This window comes from Nostoc sp. C117 (genome assembly GCF_043099735.1).
GTDB lineage: Bacteria > Cyanobacteriota > Cyanobacteriia > Cyanobacteriales > Nostocaceae > Nostoc.
Window position 1 is genome coordinate 3,563,795 of sequence record NZ_CP170991.1, and the last position, 26,993, is coordinate 3,590,787.

21 protein-coding genes are annotated in these 26,993 nt (G+C 41.2%); 3 read left to right on the forward strand and 18 right to left on the reverse strand.

What is annotated here, in order from left to right:
• Position 1: 1 nt before the first annotated feature.
• Positions 2–1,309 carry a CO2 hydration protein gene (locus tag ACFG4S_RS15475; RefSeq protein ID WP_392535628.1) on the forward strand — a complete coding sequence of 436 codons (1,308 nt, stop codon included), beginning with the start codon at positions 2–4 and terminating at the stop codon, positions 1,307–1,309.
• Between the two features lie 71 nt (positions 1,310–1,380).
• Here ACFG4S_RS15475 and ACFG4S_RS15480 read toward each other — a convergent pair whose 3' ends face one another.
• The 16 genes from ACFG4S_RS15480 to folK form a co-directional block, all read right to left on the reverse strand.
• Complete coding sequence (locus tag ACFG4S_RS15480; protein WP_392535629.1) at positions 1,381–1,821, reverse strand: acyl-CoA thioesterase; 441 nt, start codon at positions 1,819–1,821, stop codon at positions 1,381–1,383.
• Positions 1,822–2,166: 345 nt separating this feature from the next.
• Entirely contained in the window at positions 2,167–2,637 is a 471-nt protein-coding gene (locus tag ACFG4S_RS15485) for an acyl-CoA thioesterase (RefSeq protein WP_392535630.1), read from the reverse strand.
• A gap of 144 nt (positions 2,638–2,781) precedes the next feature.
• On the reverse strand, positions 2,782–3,681 hold the full coding sequence (locus ACFG4S_RS15490) for an alpha/beta fold hydrolase (protein WP_392535631.1): 900 nt from the start codon (positions 3,679–3,681) through the stop codon (positions 2,782–2,784).
• A 33-nt stretch (positions 3,682–3,714) separates the two neighbouring features.
• On the reverse strand, positions 3,715–4,731 hold the full coding sequence (locus tag ACFG4S_RS15495) for a zinc-dependent alcohol dehydrogenase family protein (protein ID WP_392535632.1): 1,017 nt from the start codon (positions 4,729–4,731) through the stop codon (positions 3,715–3,717).
• Positions 4,732–4,770: 39 nt separating this feature from the next.
• On the reverse strand, positions 4,771–5,079 hold the full coding sequence (locus tag ACFG4S_RS15500) for an Mpo1-like protein (protein ID WP_392535633.1): 309 nt from the start codon (positions 5,077–5,079) through the stop codon (positions 4,771–4,773).
• 157 nt (positions 5,080–5,236) lie between these two features.
• Complete coding sequence (locus ACFG4S_RS15505; protein ID WP_392535634.1) at positions 5,237–6,019, reverse strand: sterol desaturase family protein; 783 nt, start codon at positions 6,017–6,019, stop codon at positions 5,237–5,239.
• A 374-nt stretch (positions 6,020–6,393) separates the two neighbouring features.
• A complete protein-coding gene (locus tag ACFG4S_RS15510) occupies positions 6,394–7,464 on the reverse strand; it encodes a fatty acid desaturase family protein (RefSeq protein WP_392535635.1) in 1,071 nt (356 codons plus the stop codon).
• A gap of 18 nt (positions 7,465–7,482) precedes the next feature.
• Positions 7,483–8,331 (reverse strand): acyl-ACP desaturase, encoded by an 849-nt coding sequence (locus ACFG4S_RS15515; protein WP_392535636.1) that lies wholly within the window; start codon positions 8,329–8,331, stop codon positions 7,483–7,485.
• A gap of 340 nt (positions 8,332–8,671) precedes the next feature.
• On the reverse strand, positions 8,672–8,929 hold the full coding sequence (locus tag ACFG4S_RS15520) for an acyl carrier protein (protein ID WP_392535637.1): 258 nt from the start codon (positions 8,927–8,929) through the stop codon (positions 8,672–8,674).
• A gap of 41 nt (positions 8,930–8,970) precedes the next feature.
• Positions 8,971–9,819, reverse strand: coding sequence for a class I SAM-dependent methyltransferase (locus ACFG4S_RS15525; RefSeq protein ID WP_392535638.1), 849 nt, complete (start codon positions 9,817–9,819; stop codon positions 8,971–8,973).
• 25 nt (positions 9,820–9,844) lie between these two features.
• A complete protein-coding gene (locus tag ACFG4S_RS15530) occupies positions 9,845–11,692 on the reverse strand; it encodes a fatty acyl-AMP ligase (RefSeq protein WP_392535639.1) in 1,848 nt (615 codons plus the stop codon).
• 1,050 nt (positions 11,693–12,742) lie between these two features.
• Positions 12,743–18,169 (reverse strand): PAS domain S-box protein, encoded by a 5,427-nt coding sequence (locus ACFG4S_RS15535; protein ID WP_392535640.1) that lies wholly within the window; start codon positions 18,167–18,169, stop codon positions 12,743–12,745.
• Between the two features lie 11 nt (positions 18,170–18,180).
• Positions 18,181–18,990, reverse strand: a complete 810-nt coding sequence (locus ACFG4S_RS15540; protein WP_392535641.1) for a prohibitin family protein — start codon at positions 18,988–18,990, stop codon at positions 18,181–18,183.
• A 676-nt stretch (positions 18,991–19,666) separates the two neighbouring features.
• Positions 19,667–20,512: an ADP-ribosylglycohydrolase family protein gene (locus tag ACFG4S_RS15545; RefSeq protein WP_392535642.1), complete on the reverse strand. Its 846-nt coding sequence runs from the start codon at positions 20,510–20,512 to the stop codon at positions 19,667–19,669.
• 7 nt (positions 20,513–20,519) lie between these two features.
• A complete protein-coding gene (locus ACFG4S_RS15550) occupies positions 20,520–21,068 on the reverse strand; it encodes an NUDIX hydrolase (RefSeq protein WP_392535643.1) in 549 nt (182 codons plus the stop codon).
• 68 nt (positions 21,069–21,136) lie between these two features.
• Positions 21,137–21,589, reverse strand: a complete 453-nt coding sequence (gene folK, locus ACFG4S_RS15555) for a 2-amino-4-hydroxy-6-hydroxymethyldihydropteridine diphosphokinase (RefSeq protein WP_392535987.1) — start codon at positions 21,587–21,589, stop codon at positions 21,137–21,139.
• A 604-nt stretch (positions 21,590–22,193) separates the two neighbouring features.
• Between folK and ACFG4S_RS15560 the strand changes: the two genes are divergently transcribed.
• Together ACFG4S_RS15560 and psb35 are read left to right on the forward strand one after the other, a co-directional pair.
• Entirely contained in the window at positions 22,194–24,452 is a 2,259-nt protein-coding gene (locus ACFG4S_RS15560) for a transglycosylase domain-containing protein (RefSeq protein ID WP_392535988.1), read from the forward strand.
• 249 nt (positions 24,453–24,701) lie between these two features.
• The gene (gene psb35, locus ACFG4S_RS15565; RefSeq protein ID WP_392535644.1) at positions 24,702–24,929 is read left to right on the forward strand and encodes a photosystem II assembly protein Psb35; all 228 of its coding nucleotides are present in this window, start codon (positions 24,702–24,704) and stop codon (positions 24,927–24,929) included.
• A 155-nt stretch (positions 24,930–25,084) separates the two neighbouring features.
• On the opposite strand, the gene ACFG4S_RS15570 is transcribed toward psb35, so the two are convergent.
• The gene (locus ACFG4S_RS15570) at positions 25,085–25,507 is read right to left on the reverse strand and encodes a TerB family tellurite resistance protein (protein WP_392535645.1); all 423 of its coding nucleotides are present in this window, start codon (positions 25,505–25,507) and stop codon (positions 25,085–25,087) included.
• 57 nt (positions 25,508–25,564) lie between these two features.
• Positions 25,565–26,983, reverse strand: a complete 1,419-nt coding sequence (locus tag ACFG4S_RS15575) for a 16S rRNA (cytosine(967)-C(5))-methyltransferase (protein ID WP_392535646.1) — start codon at positions 26,981–26,983, stop codon at positions 25,565–25,567.
• Between the last annotated feature and the right edge of the window lie 10 nt (positions 26,984–26,993).

Sequence of the window (26,993 nt, forward strand, 5' to 3'; positions counted from 1 at the left end):
CATGACAGCAATTAAAACAGCAATTAAATTACCTCCTTCTAAACATGAATTTGCCGAAGTAATTCACCGCCTAGAAGCCGGCGGTGCAATGTTACCCGATACCCCAGAAAATTTGATGCAAATCATCGGTTTATACAAAGCTTATGCTGTACCGATGGATTTTTACTGGCGCGACCTACTTTATATTGCCGAACGCGAATTTTTAAACCCGTTGCCTTTCTTTAAATACTTCTTGCCCAAAGAATATTTAGACCTACATAATCATTACGCTGGCGATGATGCCGATTTACGGATTTGGCGCGGTGAAGCCACTGCACATCCAGAACTTTTGGCATTTATTGAAAAGGGTGAAACTTTCAAAATGCCCAAGTTATTGCATCACTTGTTCCACGATCGCATTAACATGGAATTTGCAGAAGCTTGTATGCGGGCGATGTTGTGGCACAGAGGTATGGGTGGACAATTTGACCCTTACCTAGATTCTGAAGAATACAAAGCCAATGCCGACCGGGCAATTAAAGCTTACTTCCAAGGAAACCCTGTGATGCTGGGACTTTACCAGCTGTTCCCCGATATGTTTTTGGAACAGTGCCGTCAAATGTCATACTACGCTAATCTGGGTTTGTTCTGGGAAGTGATGGCACCGGTATTCTTTGAAATGTCCGACCGCTATGACGAAGGTACTATTACCAGCGTCCCAGAGGCGATGAGCTTCATCGTTAATGGTATATTTGCGATCGCAGGTCGTCCCATTTATCATCACGTTTATATTCGTGGTGAATGCTACGAAATTGTCCCCAAATCCAAGGGTTTCATGTGGCTATATGAAGCCGCATTACCGTATGTCGAAGCAGTTTTCTACCGCACTGCACCCTTCCGGGGTACAAAATCTTATAATGCTCAAGCGCGTCAAGTACCAGATGACCAAAAAGACTTTCACTATGGCATTCTTTACGCTGATGTATTTCCAGTAGGTACTGCTGGTATTCCCCCCACATTATTAATGCAAGATATGTTGCATTTTTTGCCCTCATATCTTGTTGATTATTACAGCCAACATTGCCGGGGTGAAGAAGATATGTTGATTCAGTTGGGAGTTAGTTTTCAACGATCAATGTACTGCGTAACTTCTGCGGTAATTCAAGCCTTGCGGACTGCACATTTATATCCTTTAGATGACCAAAATCCCCAGCATTTGCAAGCCAATCGAGACTTCTTTGAAATGCAGCTAAATCGCTTTACTCGTTCTGAATACAATATTCGTGATGCTGCTCGTTTGGGGAGTATTCAAAGGCAAGATTATCGATAATAGATCCCCCCAACCACCCTTAAAAAGCAGGGTGGTTTCAAACCCTATTACCGATGGAGCTTGCTCGCTTGTTAATAGGGTTTGAGATGCGCTAACCCTTCCTGGGAATGCACATAAGGTGCGAACAAAGAACGTTCCTCTGGGCGTAACCGCCTTGGGCGCATTGTTTGTCTATCCACAAACAATCCTTTTTGCCATCCCTCTGCTGCTAATATTCTCTGTTCGTTATAGAAACAAAACTGCATAATAGCAGAGGCATTCTTCAATTCAGAGATCCACATTTCTATCTGCACACGTTCGCCTAAATAGAGCGGTGATTTGTAGGTGATGTTGGTTTGAACTAAAATCGGAGCAAACCCTTGCTGAAAGATTTTCTGTGTTGGCATCTCAACGGCTTCCAGCAGTTTTGTCCGTCCAATTTCCATCCACTGAATATAAACAGTGTTGTTCATATGACCAATAAAATCAATGTGAAAAGAATAAACCTCTAATTCAAAGGAAATTTTTTGCATCTTTAGTCCTCAAAGCCACCACTCAGTGACAAAGTATCATCAAAACAGAAAATTGGATATAATAAATCCTCAACATTTAAGAAACTGGTTTGCTAATTGTTACTAATGTACCTCATAACAGCCGAAAATGCTGTATGTAACCCGTTTTTACTGAAAGTATTGTGTAGCAAAGATTATTTTTTTCTCTTGAGAGAGTGATAGAAGATCGCTATATAAATCCGACTTTAATTTGGAAATAATACTGACAAGTAAAATATTTATTCCGGAAGGCTTTTATATTAAAATTTTAGAAAATTTCAAAAATCAAATAGCAGTTTTAAATATACTTTGAGTATATTGAGAATGTTAATTATTATTAAACATCTTTATTGCTTGTTTTAATTCCAGCGGAATCGATTTTGGTTTGCCGGATTTTAAGTCAACACATGCTAGTGTAATTTGACTCCAAAATATTGTCTCAGGCAAGTAAACAAATTTTTCTCCAGCCTTTTCTATTTCCTCATATGTTGTAGGTAAAGTTGAAGTTATAGATTGACAAATTTTAACACTGCTTTTACCTACAAAAATTACCCGGCTTATCACAAATAATTCCTGTTCGATTGTGGCTGGACGTAGATAATTGGCGTGGATTTCTGATACTACTAACGCTAAGCCAGAATATGAAAGTTTTTCCAAACTATAACCGCATTGTTTAATGCCGTAAAAACGCGCCCTTTCCAGGTATTTCAAGTAATTAGGATGATGAACAACTCCATTAGCATCTACATCTTCAAATTGAACAGTTAAAGTAAAGATAGATGATTGCTGAAATATCATTGTAAATACCATTATCTTAAAAAGGCTTGGAAATAGAACGATTGGAATCTTCGCAATTATGCTGGATTCCAGCTATTTGTCAGAAGAAAAACTCCGGTTATCCAGTTATAAAATTCATAGAGAACTATGCAGATTTAGACTTAACTATATCGATTTAAATTTGGTCGAATCTGCTTCAAAAACGAGCTGTTTCAGCCATTCTTCCGCTTGAAACCAAAGCGCCTGGGGAGATCGACGATGAAAAAAACCAAAGTGTCCAATACTCTCCATGCCAAAATCCTGAGGACTAATCAATTTATGGCGTAACTTCGATCCTTTATAAAGATGAGTTAATGCTTCAACAGAGGCCGCAGATGCATAGTAATTGTCATCGGAGATGGTAATAGCAATCAGGGGTCCACTGTACTCAGCAAATAGCGATTCAACATTTACACCATTTATGTCTGTGAGTACACCAGTCTGTCCCCACCTCATCCATTGCAATAAAACCTGGTTTGGGCACTGTTGGGGTAATGTAAACTTTGAAATCGGCAAATGCCCAAAAAGACGTATAAAAATTGGAAAGAACGTATAAGCATAATGGATTCGGAGACGCGCCTTACCCTGAAACAGATTCGGGATGCCTCTCTGTGCAGATATAAACAATGCACCGTCAACAAATTGGCGAACTGGACTTTGCCCGAATAATTGACCTCCGATACTATGTGCAATCACCCCTAAGAATTTGGTGTCGGTTCGTCGTTTGACTTCAGCAACGGCGGATGGGATGTCTAGATTTACCCAATCATCAGCGGTAACTAAATAGTCAAGTTGAGCATCTTTTGATGCTCCTGTCCCTCGATAATCAAACGTCAGTACTCCCCACCCTTGTGCAGCAAGATAAGCCGCAAACCAGCGGAGGTATACCTGAGGCGCGGCAATCGCAGGTAGAAAGACTATACTATATTCAGAAGCCTTTGTCCCTTGCCACCACCGAGCAGATAACGGGCGACCATCTGCTGCCAAAATAGTGATGCTCTCTTCTTGAAATCTCCGAGATTGCATAAACACTTGCTTCCCAGCATTAAATTTAATAGTTTAGGGAATCAGAATCAGTTTTCCAATGTGTTTTCCTTTTTCCATCTCTTCATGAGCTTGACGTACATCTTGAAGTGAAAAAAGCCTAGCGATGGGGAGTTGGTATGTACCGCAGACAAGAGAATCTAGCACATGCTTGTAAGCTGATTGTATATTTTCTGGTTCTGCAATCCCTAACTCATTGAGAACCCAACCGCGAATTGCTGCACGTTTACGGATTAAAGGCGTTACATCTACTACACCTACTGTCCCCAAAAGTCCATAAATCCAGATTGTACCCTCGTTGGCTAAAAGACTGATTTCAGTATTGAGAAACTCGCCAGCGGCAACAGGATCAAAGATAATGTTCGGTCCCTTACCACTGGTGAGTTTTCTGATTTCTTTAGACCATTGTGGATCGCTAGTTACAACAAGATGGTCGTATTGAGCTTCGGGCATACTCCTAAGCTTTTCCAGCTTCTCAGCACTGGTAGTAGTTCCAATAGTAATACCACCATAGTGTTTTACAACCTGCGAAGCGGCGATCGCTATACTACTACTCGCACCTGGCAATAAGACAATCTGGCCAGGTTTAAGGCACTGCTTCCAAATAAGGCAACCCCATGCAGTGAGATATGGTAGCCAAATTGCGCCTAATAATTGATCTGGAATAGTATCAGGAACCGGAATGGTCTTATCTGTAGTTGTGAGGTAGTGCGATTGGTAAGTACCTTCACTACGACGAGTCACTTGAGGGGCATCAGGACTGAGAATGACACGCTGACCTATAAAGCGATCGCTAACAGCATCGCCAATTGCATCAATGTAGCCACCGCCCTCTAGACCAGGCGTAAATGGTGGATTACCTGAAACCAGCTTATATTCACCCCTTCGAGCCATTAGGTCAGCATGATTCATACCAATGCTAGTTAGTCTGATAACGACTTGATTGCTATTAGGAGCAGGAATGGGATCGGGTAATTCAATAATTTGTAACTGCTCTGACCCTCCAAAGGCTTTGACAACTACTTTGTACATCTCATAAACCTTTTAACTGATTGTTTTAATGTCTAATTCTTAAAATTTGATTTTCCCAAATATTATATCTTTAGTCATTATGAAATCGCTCAAGAAGCTCAAAATTGGGTATGTGAATGTTGCTGGCTTATTCTTTTCAAAGAAGAAATGGCCAATCCAGGCGAATCCATACCCAATAAACACTGTACTTGGTAAGTAAATCCAAGAATTAGTTTTTATGATTACTGCTAAGACAATTAAACTAAATATCTGCCCTACTACGTGCAGCAGCTTACAAATGCTATTGGTATGCTGTGACAGATAAAAGAGATAGAAATCAGAAAAGTTATTGAATTTTTGTTTATTCATTAGTTATTTATAAATGAGTTTTTGTGATTTTTTTGAAAGCCTTGCCTTATAGATTTTTTAAAATCTACAAAAAATAGCACTTTTTAATTTGTTAAAGCTGAGTAACTATAACAGTAATCAATAATTAAGAAAATCTTCATCTTTATTAGACAACTATTCATTCGATAATCACTTGTAGATTTTCAAGAGCTTCACCTAGAGAAACCTTTTCCTGAATTTTTTCTGTATCTTCAGCATAAGTACCAAAAATACGATCCAGAATGGAGCTTAGAAGACCAAAGTTAGTATCATACCGCGCATGGTGAAGCGCATGTCCAGTGCCACTCCCACTAAACTTATCCAGTCCAAAAGGTAAATGTTTTTGTATGGAATATGTAAATTCAGTATTGGAGTGGGCAATAGCGCTTGATATATAGTAGTAGGTAAAGTACAAAGCAATACCGTCAGCAGATATAGGGATATACCACGATATCAACGTCGGTAATAAGAACCAGCCACAGGTGTAAAATACAAATTTTTCAATGATAGAAAATGAGGTTGCTGTCAGAGGTTGGTTAACCTGCGATAAATGGTGATACTCGTGGATTTTCCACAAAAAGTCACTTTTGTGCATCCAGCGATGAGTCCAGTAGAACCACACCTCAATCCATAGAAAAAAGGTAACAAAAGTTACGAGGATGTTGGTAGGAGAATCTGATGCCAACCTAATTAGACTAAACCCTACTAGTAAAGTCAGAGCAAAAACATCAGTAAATACAACCCAGATCGCCTTAAGCTCCCTAATAGTCTGCTCTCTAGATATCTTAATGTTAAAGACACGAAGCTTTTGTTTTGAAGGCAAGTCATTGAGAATAGTAAACAGTCCAATAATCAGCAATTTGCCAAAGGCTAACCACAACAACACGCTGATTAACTCCGGAGTAAAGAGGTCTAGTTTCATTTTGAGTATTATGTCAGCAATAATGTTTGTATTATAGGACTTACGCAATTGGCATATTATTTTTAGTTCGTAGTGAGGACAAAAGTCCTCAAAATCAGGGCTGAAGCCCTTACTACAAACTAAAAATTTTAATTTTCTGTGACACTTACGTAAGTCCTATATTAAAAGGTAATAGCAGATTATCAAGAAAAGCAGAGGTCAGAAGCCAGAAGGAATTTATCTCTTCTCCTGAATGCCTAAACCGTCTGCGCGATCGGAGGTAGCAAGGGTTTAAAACCCCACCAATTTTTAAATTTGGCCATGCCATTTTTCACGGGTTTGAATCCCCTTCTAAATGGAAACTTCTGCCCTCTGTCTCCTACATTCTGCCTTCTTCAATCGATTGCTTGTTGAAAAGGATCGAAGCTATTATCAGTTCCTGCTATGTAATCAGCAGCAACCTGACGGTAAGAACCGAAAAAAGAAGGTTCTATGGGTGCATTGACCTGTTCATAGATCCCACGTTCCTTAAGTAATTTGTGAATTTTGTGCAGACGATAACAGGGAATTCCAGGATAAAGATGATGTTCTAAATGATAATTAGAGCCAAAATATAATACTGTCATTAGCGGAGAAGTTCGGCTCCAGGCATTACGGAATAGCTCATCGCTGGTGCCAGCATGATCGATGTATATCTGACACGCATTAATCAACATTGTTAGAATCAGCGGTAGAGCAATAGAAAACAATCCTGTTAATGGATCGTAGAGTGCTATTCCAACATAAAAACTGAACCAAAACAAGGCAAATGCGAAGTTTGTCCAACACAGAATACGTACAGTTGAAAGCTTAAAAGGCATTTTGTAAGGGAACGGCCAAGTATCGCCTAAAGCGATATTTAATGCTGTCTTGAAATAAAGAAAATTGTAAATTGGACGGGAGAACAATATTCTTTGCCACCACGCCTTTAAATGCTTGACTGGCTCGATGTCGGGATCTGAAGCCTGATTCGTAAAACGATGGTGGTTCCAATGGTGAACTGCAAAACCCATCTCAAAATACGTTACTACTGAAGAAGCGAAAAAAAGCCCTAGGAGTACACTTACTATCTTATTACGATGCAAGGATATATGTAGACCTTCATGACCCACAAATCCTAGTAACTGAAAGCCATAGGCAGTAAGAATCGTGAGTGGTACCATCAGCATAATCCGTAGTGGCAGAGAGTCAAATGAGGTCGCTACTACACGGCATAAAAACCCTGGGATGGCACACAAGGCTACAGCATAGACGATAAACGTTATAGTACCCAGAAGTGAGGGACGATACCATTCTGGTGGTATTGAAGGCCTTTTAACTTTCTGCATCAGCATAATTAAGCTTTTGGGTGCAAGACTAACATGAACATCTATTCGCAAGAGTGCTATGAGGTAACTCCAGATGAACATTTTAGGAAGAACATTCACATAGCACCCAATGAAAAATTAACTTGCTACGGCCATAGCTACCTTATTTAAAGAAATATCTTCCTTGGGCATATCCATGACCTTCTTCTTGTGCAATAGCCGCACCAACTCTTGACGACTCGTCCCTACTGCCTTCAGCAATGGGAAAATACCTCGTTGGAGAAATTGCTGGGAGCTAATTCCAACTCCATCAACCCCAAGGCGCCGATCGTACTCCGGAATCAATCCTACTCCTGGCATTTCAAAGTTATAAACCACATGTGCTAGGTCAGCTAGGGTGCCCTCCCGGTCTTCTTCTAGTTCTAATTGCAGAACTTTAATATAGAAACCCATGTGGGCAGCTTCATCCCGACTAACGTAGAAAAATATTTTTTCTAGTACGTCATCTTGTTCCTGCTGTGCTTTTGCCAACTGTGCACGATAGATGAGAAATGTTGCTGACTCTTGCAGAGCACCATAGCAAGTCATCTGTCGCCGAGTATCAAATGGTAGATTCCAAACTTTGGCAAAAATCTGCTGTTCAAACTCCGCATATTGCGCTTCTGTACGCAGACCCGAACGAATTAAGTACTCACGAAAAGCAAGCCCATGCTTAGATTCTTCATAACCCCAATTCGCCTGAAACCAAGCATGTCCAAAAATTGTGCGCGTTAGGTTAAAGCCGTTTGCTGTATAGTCTGGAACATACAACTCGACTCCACAGAATGTTTCAACACAGATTGCTTTTTCTTCTGTATTTTTCGCGGGTTCGAGCTTCTCCCAAGGAATATCATTTAAGGGATGCCAGCGTCGCTTACGCTCTGCGACATCAAAGAATTCCATATAAGCACGGTACATTTTTTCCTGATGTGTCAATGAAGCACCCATTTTGTCCTCCTTTTATACTTTTTATACTTTTTTAGACCAGTACCGAATGGCACTAACAAAAGCCCAAAGGATTGTGTGACCTAGTTCCCAGCCTCCAGGCTGGGAACCAGTCAGGTCAAGGGCTGTATCTGAATGGCACTAAGTTAAGCTGAAGGGTATGCAGCGTAAGGATTGCAGAGGAGCAGGGGGGCAGGGGCGCAGAGGGGAATTTCTAAATATCCGAACGCAATGCTTAAAACTTCTTCTTTCTACCCTGCTCCTCCGCTCCTCTGCACCCCTGCTGCCTCAACGATTTTCCCTTTTCTTAGTGCCATTCGGCTGTATCTTTTCTTAGTGCTATTCAGACCAGTGCCTTTGTATGTTGGCGAATCAAGTTTACGAAGCCTTTAATGGTAACAATCTGAGCCAATTCGTCATCTGCAAGTTGAATTCCTAACTTTTCTTCGATATATCCTGCCATTTCTAAGGCAATAATTGAACTGACACCGAACTCATGAAGCGTGCTATCTATTGTTAAGGCTTCTACTCTCTCTGCAACTTCCGGAGCAGCAAACTTGAAAGCTTCCTTAAGCAGGGTTAAAATTTCATCGTTTGTCATTGTTTTTACTCTTTAACAGACATTTTGGGCAAACCATCGTATCAATCAACCCGACGCAGGGCAATCTGCACCAGAGATTGATAGCCTTTCTCAAAGGACATGATGCAGGCGCTTAAATAGCGATCGTATTCTTCAAATTTCTCGTCTCCCCAGCGCTGCCGAATAAGCGGCTCATGACTCCTGAGACGTTGTAACCACTCTGCCGTTGTTTTGGCGTAGTGTTCTCGCCTAGTTTTTACTTCCATGACTTCCCAGTAAGGGTTTACAGAGGCTACAATTGCTTCTAAACGGGGTGTAATTGCTCCAGGAAAAATTGTGGATGTTACCCAACTAATTTCCCGCACATCATGTCTATTTCGCGGTAGCCGAAAGCCAATGACGCTTTGAAGAGCAAACCAAGAACCAGGGTTAGTCCACTCCCAAGCTCGGCGGAAATAGTCTCGATATATCGAGATATGTTCACCAGTGCGTGCCTGTTCTGGTGTGGCGATATGCTCAAACATCCCAACACTAATCACCCCATCAAACTTTTCTTTAGGCTGATAGTCTGTATATGACACACATTCAACAGATAAACCTGGGATGGATTTAGCGTTAATTTCGGAGTATTGAGCATGGGAAAGGGTAATACCCGTTACATTTTTTACCCCCATTTCTTGTGAGAAGAACTCTATTGTGCCCCCCCAACCACAACCAATATCTAGCAGATGTTTATCTGGAGTGGCTCTCACCGCTTCGTGGAACCATTTGAGCTTGTTGACTTGGGCAGTTTCTAGGTCATCTATGCCTTCAAACAGAGCACATGTATAGATCATGCGCTTATCTAGCCATAAGCGAAAAAAATCATTGGAAACATCATAAGAAACTGCTATTTCTGCTTGTGTAGACAATCTAAAAACCTCCAATTGATTCAATTTATTTAATATTTGACTTTCTATGTTGTGCCTCGTTTTGCAGTTGTTGCAACAAGGTTTCTACTTCTGTATTCAGAGATTGAAACTTGGTTTTGTGTTGATGATTCATACTCCAATCCATCACGACATCTAAGCTTCCATCCACAAATCCAGCCCGACAAGCACTGCGCCGAATTTTACCGCTAGAAGTTTTGGGAATACTTCCAGCCTTGAGCAGCAATACCGCATAAACTTGTATATCATGCTCTTCTGAAACTGCTTGCAGAATAGCTTTAATTACTTCATCAGCATTGAGCTTTCGCACATAGTTCTGCCGCTCTACCTCTTGAGCAATCACTAACTTTTCTTCACCGAATATGTCGAGCGAAAATGCTGCTCCATGACCTAGACGCAAGGCTGAATGACACTGTTCTACTGTTTGTTCAATATCTTGGGGATAATGGTTGCGACCCGATATAATAATCAGATCCTTAAGACGACCGGTGACGAATAGTTCGCCATCTTGCAAAAATCCTAAGTCCCCAGTCCGCAGAAAGGGTCCTTCATTAGTATCTGCCAAATATGCATAGAAAGTCTGTTCTGTCTCTATAGGCCGATTCCAATAGCCTTGAGCTATACTCGAGCCTGATACCCATATCTCTCCTATTTGCCCAGCAGGACGGAGGGTTAAAGATTCAGGATCAACGATCGCGATTTTCTGGTCTAACCAGGTTCTACCACAACCGACGATCGCTCGGTTGCTCTCCTGATTACCAGTAGCAGCTACTACCTGGTTTTGCTCAAGCGCTGTTCCTTTAACTTGGAGAATAATCGGCGGCTCTGTTTTCAAACCTCCAGACACGATTAATGTTGTCTCAGCCATCCCGTAGCAGGGATAAAATGCCTCTTTGCGAAAGCCGCAAGATTCAAAAGTAGCAGTAAAACGCTCCAAGGTTTGTGCGCGGACAGGTTCGGCTCCAGTGAAAGCAATATCCCAGCTACTCAAGTCAAGAGTCGCACGCTGTTCGGGAGTAATTTGGCGAACACAAAGGTCATAAGCGAAATCTGGACCACCACTTGTAGTAGCTTTGTAACGGGAAATCGCCTGTAACCAGCGGAAAGGTTTTTTGACAAAGGTTGTTGGCGACATAAGTGTTACCGGAAAACCACTGTAGAGAGGCTGTAGTATTCCCCCGATCAAACCCATATCGTGGAATGGTGGTAACCAGATTACACCTTGGCTATCATGCTTATGCTCAAAACACTGGCGAATAAGTGCTAAATTGTGTAGCAAATTGCCATGACTTATCATTACCCCTTTTGGTGTTCCTGTAGAGCCAGAAGTGTACTGGAGGAAGGCTAGCGTGCTATCACAAATCTGTGGCTGTTGCCATTTGTTGATGGAATCACTGGTAATAGTGTCTGTAGCTAACCATTGCAAAGTTGCTAAATATGGACTTTGTTCAAACTTCTGTTCTACATTTGTCAAAATAGATGTAGTAGTAAGCGCAATTTTTGCCTGTGCATCTGCCACAATTGCCTGTAGGCGAGGCATAGGCTTATTGAATCGAGGTGGATAAACAGGAACCGCAACAAGTCCTGCATACAGGCACGCGAAAAAGGCAACAATGTATTCTAAACCGGGCTGGTAAATAAGTAATACTCGTTCACCTCTGAAACCCAATAATTGCAGATGTGCGGCTATCTCCCGTGCTCGCTGTTCTAACTTTTGATAAGTTATGCTGACTTCTTCTGTTTCACCGTCCACCAGAAAAGTATAAGCAGGTTTCTGAGGCTCATGAATAGCTCTGTACTGTAGTAGCTCAACTAAAGTTGAAAAGTTAAATATTGAATGTCGCAAATAAGACATATATTTAGCCCTGTGGTATCCCGTATGCTTTACATACTTAATTGTGTTTTTACTTGAGAATCAGGTTAAAAGTTATCTCTTATCCAGTTAATCTACTTCATTCGCTTTCGCTTTCTCGTAAGCGATAGTCACACCTTTTTAAATCTCTGAGAAGATATAAATAATTTAAATCTCTGAGAAGATATAAATAAGATGCTGTACTTGAATCTTTTTCAAATACTCCATTTATTAATTTAGCCAACAATTATTGTTTGGAATAAAGTACAAAAAGCAAGTAATCAACATTATTTACACGCAAAAAAATAAAACAACATTAGTATTTTTTCTTCCAAAGTATTTGAGCATTATTTCAATTAGGTTGTCAAGCCTTATATTTTTAACCAATAATTAATATTCTTAACCAGTAATTAATTTTGGACAAAACTACTAATAATGATATTATCCTTATTTCTAGAGCAGTTTTGCAAGTAAATTAGGTACACAATGTTGGACTTCGAATCACATATAAACACTTTCTACATCTCCCTCCTGCCAATGCTCGTTGACTCCCTCTAAGCTTTGGCACAGCCTCTTGTAGAGAAGGCTTTACGCTGCGCTATCCTGCCTCAAAACTCTAGTTTTGTACTTCATGCAAAAGAAAACTGCTGTATATTTAGAATAGAAGTTAGATAAGTTGGTAATGTTGGTAATGTTGTGATATGTTTACCTATAGGCTTTTAGTCAAGACTTTACTATGAAACAAAAAAAGATATGGCAGCGCGCGCCACAAGTGTTGGTGTAGTAGACGTCAATTGTCTTCAAGGATGTAATTTAATACTTCAATATCCTAGAGTTTAGCTTTTTTTGTTCAACGATGTATGGGTCGTTTGTTTTAAAGATCATCTGTTCCAGATTGGAACTTGCATAAAATAGGAACAAGATAAATCCAGTTTATGAATCATGCCAGTTAAAGGATTTCTCAAGGATGAGCCTATCCGAGAAGACACTCATAGTGATTACAACATTCATCAACTGATTCGGTAGTACTCAATCAAGCCTTATTACTTAAAATTACTGGATACTCGTCAAATCCATAATTTTCTCAAACTGGAAATTATGAGCTAAATCTGTCAGAAAGTTTCGCATTACAACATTTTCAAACGGTATTTTCTCAATCAAATCTAAAATCAGAACATCACTGCATTGAGCTGCGGCATTATACACCTGCTTTACCCATTCAGGTGACATTGTAGATAATAAAGGAACTAAATCTGTAAGCGTCAAGATTGATTCTCTTTCCTGTTGCCCTGGGTTTGCTATTTGATAAGTTTCCTCTTGATAAATATATTGAACTCCTAAATGTTCGCTCAATTTTTCCAGTAGTTCTTCCTCACGAAAGGGCTTGTTAATAAAATCATCACAACCCGCTTCGCTCATTGCCTCTCGTTGTTCCTCAAAGGCATGGGCAGTTAAGGCAATAATGATAGTGTGAGTATGGAGCATTGTGCATGGGACATTGGGTAATTCTTTATCGTGTTCTTCTCTAGCTTTAATAATTCTTGTGGCTTCGTAGCCATCCATAATCGGCATTCGCATATCCATTAATATCAGGTGTGGTTGCCATTGCTGCCAAAGTGCGATCGCTTCTTCACCATTTGCAGCTTCCTGTACTACAAAACCAATGGATGTAAGAATTTTTCTTAGCACTAAACGGCTGTCTGCGGCGTCATCAACTACTAAAATTCGGTATTCTTCTCGATCGGGTACTAAACTAAGAACTTGGCGTCTAGTTTGCTTAATTTGTACTTCAGTAGCCACGGCTAGACCAATTTGAATATCAAAGGCAAATCTACTTCCCTCGCCAACAGTGCTGGTAACGCTAATATCTCCCCCCATTAGTTGCACATATTTGCGGCTAATTGCTAAACCTAGTCCTGTTCCCTGTTGCGATTTTCTGCCGGTTTCAGTTTGCCCAAAAGCTTGAAATAGCAATCCAATTTCTTGGGAAGCAATACCGCAGCCAGTATCTTGTATTTCAAAGAAAAGATGGGTATTGGGCATTGAGAGTGCTGTTAGCGGATAGCTAAGGTTTAGCCCGTGCTGAGTACTGTTAGCGGTAGCGGGGCGTTTAGCCCGTGCTGAGTTAGGAGTTAGGAGTGAGGAGTTTTGTTTGTCTTTTTGTCCCCTTGTGCCCCTGTCCTCTTGTCCCCTTGTCCCCTTGTCTCCCTGCTCATCATGCACCATCCCTACATAAAGCGTCACCCTACCACTATCAGTAAATTTGATGGCATTTCCCAGGAGGTTCAGCAAGACTTGACGTAGTTTACTTTCATCTGCTTCGATGAACTGGGGAAGGTAAGATGTATATTCAAATACCAACTCTAAACCTTTGGAGGTGGCGCGGAAACGCAACATCTCTTCGAGGTTTTCCAAGAGGCGAATTAAGTCAAAACTGCTGAGATTTAATGAGATTCTGCCAGCTTCGATTTTAGACATTTCTAGAATGTCGTTGATTAAGTTAAGTAGATGTTCGCCAGCACGATTGATAATTGCTAGGTTTTCTTGATGTTCGGTTGATATAGTGCGATCGTGGCTCATGAGTTGGGTAAAACCAAGGATGGCGTTCAGCGGGGTACGCAGTTCGTGGCTCATGTTGGCGAGGAATTCGCTTTTGGCGCGGTTGGCAGCATCAGCAACGATCGCCGCTTCTTGCAGTGCTTGTGATTGCCTTTGGGTTTGTGTGAGTAATTGTGCTTGCTGCAAAGCAACTGCCAATTGATTGCTAATTTGAACTACGACGTTGGCTTCTTCTGGTTTCCATTGGCGGAAATCGGAATTTTGATAACTTGCTAATAATCCCCAAAGCTGATTACCAAATAAAATAGGAACAATAATATAAGCTTTTGCCTGAAAACGTTCCAAGAGTTGGATATAACAAGGATGAAACCCAGCGTTGTAGATGTCTGGAATGCAACTGAAACTTATGCCTTGGGTGTAGATATCTTGGAGGTAACTATCTTGCGGTTGATTATCTGACCGATCCAAGAATTTGATTAGGCAACGACCATTTTCTAAAACATCCTCTGTCAATTCAGGGTGATTGTTTTGTTCTTCGATTAAAGAAATCCACCCCTCTGCTACTGACTCGGAGATAAATTGGCCGCTCCAGTTGGGATTGAAACGATAGACAGCAACCCGATCGCAATTGAGTACTTGCCGTAATTCTTGGGTTGTCGCCGCAAATATAGTATCTAAATCGAGGGTTTGGCGCATTCTTTGAATTACTTGGGCGATCGCTCTTTCTCGTTCTGCACTCTCGCGCAAGGCTTCTTCTGCCAATTTTCTCTCGGTAATATCTGTAATCATACCGATGTACCCTTTAATTTCTCCATCATCTCCAAATTCGGGCAAAGCCTGACAAATTACCCAGACGATTGTCCCATCCTCACGCAATAAACGATGTTCGTATTTATATATTTCTCCAGCAGATGTTGCTTGATTCCATCCTAGTAAGATCTGCTCCCGGTCATCTGGATGCATAGCATTTGCCCAACCTGTCCCCAGAGATTCTTCTACACTGTATTCAGTAATTTCACTCCAGCGTCGATTAAAATATAAGACATTACCATTGACATCACTATAAAATATACAAGCTGGTGAAGCTTCTGCTAAAAGTTGATATCGCTGTCTACCTTCCTGCAAAGCCAATTCTGCTAACTTGCGCTCGCTGACGTCTGCCCAATAACCAACGCATTCTATTGGATTACCAGTTTCATCACGGATTAACCTCGTTTTTTCATAAAACCAGTGATAAGTTCCGTCAGCATGTAGCCAGCGATATTCGTAGGAGCTATACTCTTGCTCAACCAGCTCCTGAAATTTTCCGGAAATTAGTTCAATATCTTCTGGGTGGACGTGATTTAACCAGAAATCAGAATTATTGATAAATTCCCGCGCTTCATAGCCAACCATTCCTCTGACATTCTTACTAATAAAAGTAGTGTTAAAATCTCCTGATGTTTTGCTGCTATAAATAACTACAGGACTAGAAGTGAGCAGATATTGGAGGCGTTCGTTTGCTAAACGCAGTTCTTGTTCGACGCGTTTGCGATAGGTAATTTCTACTAAAACTGTGCCAACGCCAGAAGGGCGATCGCCTTCACCAGGAATTGGAAAATAAGAAGCTAGGAAATGGCGCGTAATATTTGGTTCTTTGGATGATACACCGCTGATTTCTTGATTAAGAATGGGTTGACCAGTCAATAGAACTTGCTGATAAATTGGTTCTACTAAGGGAGCGATGTGGGGTAAAATTTTAAAAATGCTTTGGCCAATATGATCTTCCTGGGATGTTCCATTAATCTCTGCCAGCAGTTGGTTAATTTGCACAAACCGCAGCTGGCTATCTATAATCGTCATACCAACGGGAGCGCTGCTAAAAAAAGCATTGAGCCGAGCTTCTCTGAGTGCTAGTTTTTGTTCTAGGGTTTTACGCTCAATTAACCCACCCAACTGAGCAGCAACAGCGCTTACTAATAAAAGCAAACGCCGATCTATTAATACTGAGCTACGTTTAAAAAATACTAAAACAGCTAATACTTGATTATTAGCTAGTATGGGAACGCCAAAACCAGCTTTTAATCCGACATTTGTGGCTTGTGGCGATCGCCAAAAAATCGGCTCTGTAACTTGGCAAACATCTTCTATCCATTCTGGTTCCTGGTTCTGCCAAACTCGCCCAGGTAGTCCCACTCCCATAGGAAATTTGACAGTTTTGCTTTGGTGGTAAAATTCTTCTAAACTATTTTCCTCACCGTACCAACCCAGGCTGTGTTCTAAAATGGTGTCATCTTCATTCGGTATCCAGGCTTCACCAAAATCCCAGCCAATGGTCTGACAAATTAACTGCAAGACCACTGCTAAGGCGTTATTGACATCACTGGCGCGAGTGATGGCTTGGGTTGTCAGCAGCAGCAAACGACTTTCATTTTCTGCTTGCTTACGTTCAGTAATGTCTTTGGCAGTACCCAACACATACCACAGTCCATCAATGTCGATCATTTCTGCACTAAACAAAGTCGTCCTGATTTCCCCAGAACAAATGCGAACATCAACCTCGTGGTTACGGATGGCTTTTGTTTGTTGCAGCATATGGGTGAGAAGATTATATTCTTCTGGATTCACCCAAATATTCAATTCTTCATCGGTGCGATCGATAACTTGAGAACGAGAATAACCAAAAAACTGACAAAAGCTGTCGTTAATTTCGATATAACGTTTGTCAGGAACAGTAATTAAGGCAATTGGATCGGGAGATGACCTAAAAGCTGATGCTAACTTTTTTTCAGAAGCGCGTCGTGCTGCTTCTGCGCTTTGGCGAGAGCGTGCTTCCAGTACCAGAGAGGCTAAATTACCCAGAGAACGAGCAAAATTTTGGTCTTCTAGTGTCCAAGAATGAATACCTCCCACTGCTTCCAGACATAAAACTCCTACTGTCTTTCCCTCCTGCCTGATGGGTATATCGAGTATGGAGGTGATGCTTAATTTCAAGTAAGAGGCAGAAAATTCCTTAGTTCTGGGATCGATGTGGGCATTATCAGCCGCGATTGGTTGGTTTTGCTGCAAAGCTGCAAAATAAGCTGGATAGTCTGCTGCTGATAAGGAAACTCCTTCACTATGTTGATTGCAGCTCGCCTGAAATAAATCAAGACACTTCATTTTCATCGCTGTTTCGTCATACAGCCACACACTGGCTCGTTCCACCCCAATATTTTGAGTAGCTGCTTCTGTGATTTGGCTCAAAGCTACTTTCAAGTCACCCTGATAGAGCGTTTGATTTTGTGCCAATTCTGTTAAGACTAAATTATGATTGCGGAGCTTAGTTGCGCTTTCTTCGAGTACTTTTTCTGCTATTAAGTGTCGATACTTAGTTTCGCTATTCTTCAGGGAGGCTTTGACTAAAAGGCGATCGCCCTTGGCTTTGGCGCAGCGATCGCTTTGCAAGAGATTGTTAATACTAATTTTTGGTAAGGTATCTTCTATTTGTCTGTTGCGAATATTTAACTCAACTGCCAGCCGTTGACGTTCTTCAATCTCTTCTTTTAAGTCTTTTTTTAGCCTTTGCAGAGTCAATTGATTTTGAACACGTAATAAAACTTCTTTAGTTTTAAATGGTTGATTAATATAATCAACATCACTAAAATCGAAAACGTTGACTTTTTCAGATAATTCATCTGTAATACCAAAAAAAATTATCGGAACATCTTGAGTTTTTTGGTTAGCTTTCAAATATTTACAAACTTCATAACCATTATTTTCTCCCATCAAAAGATTTAGTAAAAGTAAATCTGGAGGAGAAGTAAGTACTGTATTAATTGCCAATTTTCTAGAAATAATACTTTGTACTTGATAACCTTGGTCTTGAAGAATATCTGATAAACAATATAAGTTTTCTAAGTTATCATCAACTAATAAAATTTTTATTTTTTGAGCATCCATATCAAAGAATATCAATTTTTATAAAACTTTAATAATTCACTAATATTCAACAATTTAGGGGTCTCATTACTTACAATTAGTGGTAGTTTACCATTCCACTTTTCTATTGCTTGCCTTTGCAGTATTTCTGGAGTTAAACCGTCACGTAATAATCTATGTGCTTCGGCCTCTCCTTTTGCTAAATTAACTTTTGCCTCAGCTTCTTTTGTTGCTTTTAAGGCAATAAACTCTGCTCGCTTTGCTTCTTGCTCAGCAATTTGCTTTGCTTCCACCGCCTCACCAAATTGTTCTGAAAAACGGACATGAACTAGAGAAATATCATCAACTGCAACATGATAAGTGGCGAGTCGTGCAGCCAAGGCATTATCTACTTTATCTTTTACTTCTTGCCGTTTAGTAATAATTTCTTCAGCAGTATACTTTGCCATTACTGCCTTTAACACTTCTTCGATTGCTGGGTTAATAATCCGATCGACTACAACTAATTCATCTCCAATCTCCTGAAAAATGACATTTACTTCCTGGGGAATAATATGCCAATTCAGAGCTATATCCGTGAAAACGTTTTGTAAATCCTTAGAAGAAGCTTCAGTAGCAATTTGCTGCTTTTGTACTCGGACACTCAACTTTTTTACACTATTATAGACAGGAATAATCAAGTGAATTCCTTCTTCTAATACCTGGTTCTGAACTTCCCCAAATTCCATCAAAACGCCACGTTCTCCGGCATTTATAATCACACAAGGAGTCAGGAAAATAGTTATCAGGAACAAAAGAGCAGTCAGTTTCCCAGCACGGTTAAAATTTGTATTTTTTGTCATTTGTCTGAAACATTTATGTGTCTTGCATATAGACACATATTTACTAGTTGTATGCTTCTTTAGGTCATGTTCTTATAACTTTAGCTGTAAGTCAATTTCTTTTTCACTTTAGCCAAGGTCATAAAACAGTATTGTCAAAAAATACCAAATCCCTAAGAGGACATTTGAAAAGTCCTCTTCTGCAAGGTAATCCTATATCTTGTATATAAAAGTACTCAGTATATAAAATTTCTAGATATAAGAATTTAAAAACATTTAATATATATCATAGCTATACCTTACCGCACTTGATTCATGTGGATATTGAATGAAGTCGCAACTGCTCGATCGTATTAATTTTGCTGTGTTAAAAAATTCTGGCTCTCCTAGACTAGTTATAACAAATTAATACTTGATATCAGGTTAAATCCTTACATAGTCAGGGATTCAAGAGGAACAAAGTAAACTTTTATTAAATCTTTGATTCTATTTTAGACAAACCTTCTTCTATCAATCGTTTTAGCCGTTTTTTAGGGTTAATTTATCAACCCAAGTCTGGGAGAGCCAAAATTCTCCACGTCTCTGTATTATTTAAACCCTTCAAATGTGGCTTGACGGACTACTAGTAGTCTGTTGTAAAAGTTTTGAGAGGCTTGTAGTAAGCATTAAAGTGCTTAAAAATCAAGGACTAATTTCCCTAACTTATTTGGTTGTCCACCAAACTCATCAACTGCTGATTTAGCCGAATCAGGTAATCTCGACCGTAAGCTCCATTTTCTAAGCCTGTGACAAGATGCTTGGGGATGTCTTGTGTAATTTCCTCGCTACAAGAACCAGCGGCTAGGGCGATCGCTGCCACTGTATCTACATCCCCGGTAAAAGCGATACAATCCTGTAAAAGTTGGCTCATAGTGTCATTTCGCATCACCGCAGTAATCGCGGCTCTGACACTCATCCAGCCTTTAGATTTTACTTCACCCTGCCACGGTTTAGACCACTCACCAGATACATAACCTTCTAAAAACTCTCCTAATTTGCGTTTTGCTCCGAGTCGATAGATAAAATAATGTGACATCAGAGCAGCAGCAACGGCAGCATTGATTCCATCGGGTGTATTGTGGGTAATTGCCGCTTGAATTGTTGCCGCCTCAATGACTTTTTCGGGTGTGGAATAGATGCCAATGGGTGCTGCACGCATTGCTGCTCCACTTTTATCGCTCTCAGAGCGAATTTTTGTTAAAAACTCTTCTGCATCTTGGATTTCTAAGAGAAAATCGTAGAAGTGTTTAGAATATCCTTGCCTTTGGTCACGTTTGAAGGCTCTAACAAAGCTTTCGGCTAACACTTCCGGAGTCCACGGTGCTTGAGCAACAATTACTTCGGCAATGGCAATACTCATTTGGGTGTCGTCGGTGTAGCTGCCAGGAATGAGTCGAAAACGGGGATGTTGAACGTATCGACTCAAATCATTGTTAACGATCATCTCGTCAGCATATTCAAAACCTGCACCATAAGCATCGGCGATCGCTAACTCTAGCAGCATATTGTGATTACACTAAAAATGGACGCGCCAGAAAAAAGCTAGAAATTGATTTAGCATCTACCAGTTCTCCTTCCAGAATAGCTTTTTCCAATTCTTCAGGAGTCAAAAGCACTGTTTCGAGATCCTCGTCTCCATCTTGTGCTGGTGGTGTCTCCAGCTTTTCTAAATCTTGAGCGAGAAAAGCATAGATAATTTCATCAGAATAACCAGGCGCTAGGAAAAATTCTCCTAGTTTCTCCCATTTTTGGGCGCTATAGCCAGTTTCTTCCTGAATTTCTCGTTGTATCGTCTCTAAAGGTTGTTCTTTTCCTTCCAGTGTCCCGGCCGGAAATTCTAATATCCGTCCCTGAATTGCAAAACGATATTGCCGCACGAGTACAAGTTTACCCTCTGGCGTCACAGGCACAGCTAGGGCACCACCGGGGTGACGAATACACTCCCATTCTCCTTCCGCTTTATTCGGTAAACGCAGGCGATTGACTTCAAAATCAAACTTGCGTCCTTTATGGAACAAGCGTTGTTTCAACAGTTGTGGTAATTCTCTACCTAATGGCATAATAAAATCTGATTATCTGTAAATACAGAGGTGAAATCAGCGTTCTGGTGCGTTTAAAGATGGTTATTTTAATTGCCCATCAATAAATGTACATCAGAACAGTCTACCTCTTTCAGCAGTTCTTTAATAACACACCCAGAAACTGGTTCTACCCAATCTGAGGCAATTTCTGCAAGTGGTACTAACACAAAAGCCCGATGTCGCATTCCTGGATGGGGTATTTGCAGGTTTGGCGTATCCACAATCAAGTCATCATATAATAACAAATCTAAATCCAGGGTTCTCGGTCCCCAGCGTTCTTGACGCACACGCCCAAATTGTTGTTCTATTCTTAATAAATTTTCTAATAGCTCATGGGGTAGCATTTCTACTTGCAATGTGACGCACCCATTTAAGTAATCTGGCTGTGGTGGTCCTACGGCTTTGGTTTTATACCAATTGGATTTGGCTTCTAAGAAAATCCCTGGGGTTTGGGCTAGAACTGCGATCGCCGCTTCTAATATTTCCTGTGAATCCCCCATATTACTACCAAGGGCAAGGGCAATTTTGGCACGTTTTTCTATGGGTAAGCCGTTTTCTGGTTGTCTTTGGTGATACTTAAATTCACCTATTCGAGAAAATATCAATATTTTTATATTGCGAATACTTATGAAACTTGTAGTCTTTTGACAAAATTCTCTTCTTTAAAATCGAAAAAAATTAATTTTTTCCAAAATAATTCTGGATTCTATCTCAATGATGAATCCCAGTCTTTAATATACTAGCCCTTAAGCTGAAATTATATAAATATTGCTATAGTATAAAAAGATACTCATTTTTTTGAGTTCTGAATTCTTTTTTACAGTGAATTGAGTTAATTATTTATAGGATATTATACTAACACTAAAGTTATGCCATAACCCCAAAACTGATTAATGGTGGTTAGGTAGTTACTACCTTGATCGAGGAAGCTTACTTGGGCAAGCTTAACCTCCTGGTTCAAGAAAAAACCAAGTAATTGGAATGACTCTTGCGAGGAGAAACCACAATTGCCGCTTGGTAATCATCATCAACACGAGGATATCGACAACAAATGACAGCTTACCACCAGTATATGTGGCACAGCCAAGGCAGTTACTGAGCAAAATGAAAATTTTACCATCCAGAATGAAGGCTAATCAGGCAACTGGCAAGAAACCACTATATCGTCGTATCTGGTTTTGGGCAGTCTTGACTGTAGGTGGTGGCATAGCTGCCTCGCTCTATGGCATTAGTTTAATAGATCGCACCTTGCCAGATAAAGCCGAGCTAAACGCGGTGGTGAGAGAGCAAACACTGACCATCAAAGCCGCCGATGGTAGTATATTACAACAACAAGGTGAAGCTACCAGAGAACAGCTAAGGCTGGAGCAAATCCCAGATAATTTAAAAAAAGCTTTCATCGCCTCAGAAGATAGAAGATTTAGGCAACACAATGGAGTCGATCCTCAAGGAATTCTCAGAGCAAGTTTGAATAATTTGCGATCGCAAGGTGTGGTAGAAGGTGGTAGTACCATTACCCAGCAACTAGCCCGGATTCTCTTTTTGAAACAAGAACAGACAATCTGGCGCAAACTCAAGGAAGTCCGTTTAGCACAAAAAATCGAGTCAGAATTAACCAAAGATCAGATTCTAGAGCGTTACCTAAATTTGGTTTATTTGGGAGATGGTGCTTACGGTGTAGCAGATGCAGCTTGGGTATACTTTAGTAAATCCCCAGATCAACTTTCCTTGGGGGAAATGGCAACCATTGCGGGATTAGCTCCTGCCCCAAGCTTGTATGCGCCAGACAAGAATCCAGAAGCGGCAAAACGGCGACGGGACTTAGTATTACTACGGATGCAAGAAGATGGAGTTATTACCCCAGAACAAAGGCAAGCTGCTATCCAACAGCCACTAATCCTGAAAAGCAGTTTACCTAAGCGAATGCAGGTAGAGTCACCCTACTTTACTAGCTATATCCAGAAGGAATTGCCCAACTACGTTTCTGCTGATGTGCTTTCTGCTGGGGGTCTAGTAGTAGAAACCACTTTGAATCCGACTTGGCAAAAATCGGCAGAAGAAGCAGTTGCCAAAACGCTGCGAAATCAAGGAAGTTGGGAGAACTTTAAAGAAGCAGCAATGGTTGCCATTGACCCCCGCAATGGTGAAATTAAGGCAATGGTTGGGGGGAAAGACTTTGGCAAAAACCAGTTTAATCGCGTTACCCAAGCACAACGGCAGCCAGGATCGACATTTAAAGGATTTGTCTATGCCACTGCGATCGCTAGCGGTAAAAGCCCCTACGATACCTACGAGGATACACCCTTTGTCGTAGACGGCTACGAACCGAAAAACTATGGTGAAAATTTCCACGGCTCAATGAGCATGAGAGATGCTCTTACCCGCTCGATTAATATTGTTGCGGTGAAGGTGTTGATTGATGTGGGCTTTACACCAACGATTAAACTTGCCCATGATATGGGAATTAAATCTGAACTCAAGCCCACTTATTCCTTAGCTCTTGGTTCAAATGAAGTCAATTTGCTGGAATTAACCAGCGCTTACGGCAGTTTCGCAACCCAAGGTTTGCACACAGAACCTCATGGTATTAGCCGCATCCTCAACCGCCAAGGTAAAGTAATTTGGTCAGCTAATTTCAAATCCAAACGCGCCATTGACGCCGACAGCGCTGCCATTATGACCTGGATGCTACGTAACGTCGTGGAAGCCGGGACTGGCGGTGCCGCCCAATTAGATAATAGACCAGTTGCCGGGAAGACAGGCACCTCCGATAAAGCCCGCGATTTGTGGTTTATTGGTTACATTCCCCAAATGGTGGCAGGGGTTTGGCTAGGTAACGATAATAACCGCCCCACAGATGGCACTAGTAGTAGCGCCGCTTACACTTGGCATGAATTTATGGAAAAAGTGGTACAAGGGATGCCCATAGAACAGTTTCCTAAACGACCCAAATTAGAAGGTCGTAAAGGCAGCATCAAAACACAGTCAATCAAACCCAAAACAGTGCTGAATCGTTCTATTTCTTCCGATGAGGATGAATCAGAACAGGACAATGTAAAAAATTCCCAAGAGAGTGGCTCATCTCAAAGACGTAGAAACCGGAGAAGTTATTCTCAAGAAGAACAGCAATCAAACAACGATACCCCAAGACGGAGAAGACGCGATCGCACCGAAGAATCAAGTTCTAGAAACTCTTCCTCAGAATCATCTACTCCACGGCGGCGATCTAGAAGAGTAGAATCTGATTCTCCCCCACCTCAAAGATCTCGGCGATCGTCCTCCCCAGAAAATAGTTCCGGTTCCTCAGGTTCTTCATCACCACAGCCATCCTGGCGGGATAGACTTAGACCTTCTCAGCAATAAATTGGGAATGGACATTAGGAGTGCTGAGTGCTGAGTGTTGTTAGCGGATATCTAAGGTTTAGCCTGTGCTGAGTTAGGAGTTAGTATTATCTCCTGCGCCCCTCCGCCCCTTATTTCCCTCATCTCCCTCATCTCCCCATTCCCCATCCTCTAGAATATTCAACTTGCTCAAACTACAGAGGGATGTTAAGTGATACGCTCATTTTATAGTGTGTTAAATAGTGTTACCTAACTTTGGAGAATATACATATGAATTTATTGATGCAAACAGCAGCGCCAGCTGTAGATGCCGCTCCTCATTTTCCCTTGGCTTTTACTTTGGTGTATGTCGTTGGTTTTATTGCTGCTGTTACCATTGGTTCAATAGCTTGGTACAACTCAAAACGCCCCGCAGGTTGGGAAAGCAAAGAGCGTCCTGATTTTGTGCCTAAAGTTGATAAAGAAGAAACTCCGGGTCTGGGTGAACCGAAGTCTTAACAATTCAAAATTCAAAATTAAAGAACTCCTGCCTACGGCACGTTCTTTGCCAACATATAAAGATTTAAACCCCGTCTGTAGCTCGCTTACCGCGAAGTAAGTGTAAACTTTGTAATAGAGGGGGCTTAAACCTTTTTATTTACGATAACTCCGATTTAATTTTGAACTTCAACCCAACGGCGGTAAAGTTTTTGAATTTGCTTGAGAAGCTGAGTATGAGCCGGTTGAGTTGACTCATTCGGCTTTGCTATATCCTGCAATTCTGTTAGGAGTCTCGCTTCTTCGATCGCAACTTCACCATCGCTATAAATTAAGCCACTGATAGCTTCAATCAGATTTTCACAGTCTTCCAAGCTGGGGCGATCGCCTAAATACTCCCGCACCCACTCATAGCACTCTTTTGGCTGTACGGGAACTAGTTCGTACAGCCAAGGTTTAATTTCTGGATCGTTAGCTAAACCTTTTGCTTGAGCTATTTCGCGGAGATATTGCCGTTCTTCTGGCTGGATTCTGCCGTCAAGCCAAGCGGCTCCGATCAGGATTTTAACTAAGTTTTTCACATTGGAATGGGTAACCATTGGTGCCTCCTCTGGTAGATTCAGGCTTCCACCAAATGGTACAATCCCAAACAGTATTCATTCGGAATTATTGGTTTTTCTTAAGCGCACCATAAAAAAGCCATCCATATCCTGTCGCCAAGGCCAAACCTTGAACCAGCCTTCAGGTGTAGTATATGCCGAATCAAGTAACTCAACGCCTCTTGGAGACTCAATTTGCCAATCAGGTGACTCAGCTAAAAATGTCCTAATTACTTCTTCATTTTCTGCTGGATGCAATGTACAGGTGGCATAAACTAATACACCGCCAGCCTTGACAAAACTAGATGTATGTGTTATTAATTCTTTTTGGAGTATTGAAAGTTCTCGGACAGATTCTGGTGTCTGTCGCCAACGGGCATCAGCATGACGGTGCATAGTTCCCAAACCAGAACATGGAGCATCAATTAATACGCGGTCTGCGGTATTATAAAATTGACCAAGATGGCGACTATCACCAGTATAAATTTGAATAGATTGTAAATTTAGTCGTTGAGAATTTTCTTGGAGTTTGCGAAGACGAGAAGAAGTGCGATCGCAAGCCCAAATTTTTCCGTTATCTGCCATTAACTCAGCTATGTGGGTTGTTTTACCGCCTGGTGCAGCACAGGCATCAATTATCACCTCACCTGGCTGTGGGTCAAGCAAATGACCTACTAATTGGGCACTGCTATCTTGTACAGTCCACCAACCTTCACTGAAGCCAGGTAGTTTTTGAATTGACCCAGCATTACTAATCAATCGTAGTGCTTGGGGTAAGTGAGCAACCCGCCTCACCAAAACACCAGCAGATTGCAACGCCGCCTCAACCTCTTCAATGGAAGTGCGAAGCGGATTGATCCGCAAGTCAATTGTTGGCGTTTGGTTCATCCATTCACAAAGTTGTTCTGTCTCTGCAAAACCTATTTGTTCTAACCAAACTTGAATAATCCAGTCAGGGAAGCTGTGTAAAATACCCAGGCGTTCCACTGGGTTTTCTGGGAGTTCTAAGGGATCGGTTTGGAGAGATGAAGAAGAGGCGGAAAGTGGAAGACGCACTGAAACGGGTAAAGAGTTCTCCGTGTCCTCTTCGCCTACTTTCCTGAGATACTGGCGCAATAGACCATTAACAAAACCTGTGAGTCCAGAAAAACCGTTTTCTTTGGCTAGCTGGACAGTGGTATTAACAGCCGCTGAAACGGGAATACGCTGTTGATAGCGGAGTTGGTATAAGCCTAAATGTAGGATAGTGCGGAGGTCTTTTGGTTGTTGGTGAGATTTCTTTTGGGCAAGTTGGTCAATGAGAGCATCTAGACTGCGTTGCCTTCTGACACTGCCGTAAACTAATTCTGTCACTAAACGGCGATCGCTATCACCCAAATTAACTTTTTGCAGCACTCTGTCTAGGGCAACATCAGCATAAGCCCCCTTATGAACATCTCGCAGGATAAAAAAAGCTAGTTGACGGGCGTTTGTCATGTAAACCAGG

Bases quoted from the DNA above. Each gene is read 5' to 3' on its own strand.
- ACFG4S_RS15530 (WP_392535639.1), bottom strand. From the start codon at position 11,692: ATGTCTTATTTGCGACATTCAATATTTAACTTTTCAACTTTAGTTGAG.
- ACFG4S_RS15515 (WP_392535636.1), bottom strand. From the start codon at position 8,331: ATGGGTGCTTCATTGACACATCAGGAAAAAATGTACCGTGCTTATATG.
- ACFG4S_RS15485 (WP_392535630.1), bottom strand. From the start codon at position 2,637: ATGATATTTCAGCAATCATCTATCTTTACTTTAACTGTTCAATTTGAA.
- ACFG4S_RS15475 (WP_392535628.1), top strand. From the start codon at position 2: ATGACAGCAATTAAAACAGCAATTAAATTACCTCCTTCTAAACATGAA.
- ACFG4S_RS15540 (WP_392535641.1), bottom strand. From the start codon at position 18,990: ATGACAAAAAATACAAATTTTAACCGTGCTGGGAAACTGACTGCTCTT.
- ACFG4S_RS15545 (WP_392535642.1), bottom strand. From the start codon at position 20,512: ATGCTGCTAGAGTTAGCGATCGCCGATGCTTATGGTGCAGGTTTTGAA.
- ACFG4S_RS15505 (WP_392535634.1), bottom strand. From the start codon at position 6,019: ATGAAACTAGACCTCTTTACTCCGGAGTTAATCAGCGTGTTGTTGTGG.
- ACFG4S_RS15480 (WP_392535629.1), bottom strand. From the start codon at position 1,821: ATGCAAAAAATTTCCTTTGAATTAGAGGTTTATTCTTTTCACATTGAT.
- ACFG4S_RS15570 (WP_392535645.1), bottom strand. From the start codon at position 25,507: ATGGTTACCCATTCCAATGTGAAAAACTTAGTTAAAATCCTGATCGGA.
- ACFG4S_RS15575 (WP_392535646.1), bottom strand. From the start codon at position 26,983: ATGACAAACGCCCGTCAACTAGCTTTTTTTATCCTGCGAGATGTTCAT.
- folK (WP_392535987.1), bottom strand. From the start codon at position 21,589: ATGGGGGATTCACAGGAAATATTAGAAGCGGCGATCGCAGTTCTAGCC.
- ACFG4S_RS15550 (WP_392535643.1), bottom strand. From the start codon at position 21,068: ATGCCATTAGGTAGAGAATTACCACAACTGTTGAAACAACGCTTGTTC.
- ACFG4S_RS15490 (WP_392535631.1), bottom strand. From the start codon at position 3,681: ATGCAATCTCGGAGATTTCAAGAAGAGAGCATCACTATTTTGGCAGCA.
- psb35 (WP_392535644.1), top strand. From the start codon at position 24,702: ATGAATTTATTGATGCAAACAGCAGCGCCAGCTGTAGATGCCGCTCCT.
- ACFG4S_RS15495 (WP_392535632.1), bottom strand. From the start codon at position 4,731: ATGTACAAAGTAGTTGTCAAAGCCTTTGGAGGGTCAGAGCAGTTACAA.
- ACFG4S_RS15520 (WP_392535637.1), bottom strand. From the start codon at position 8,929: ATGACAAACGATGAAATTTTAACCCTGCTTAAGGAAGCTTTCAAGTTT.
- ACFG4S_RS15500 (WP_392535633.1), bottom strand. From the start codon at position 5,079: ATGAATAAACAAAAATTCAATAACTTTTCTGATTTCTATCTCTTTTAT.
- ACFG4S_RS15535 (WP_392535640.1), bottom strand. From the start codon at position 18,169: ATGGATGCTCAAAAAATAAAAATTTTATTAGTTGATGATAACTTAGAA.
- ACFG4S_RS15560 (WP_392535988.1), top strand. From the start codon at position 22,194: ATGAAAATTTTACCATCCAGAATGAAGGCTAATCAGGCAACTGGCAAG.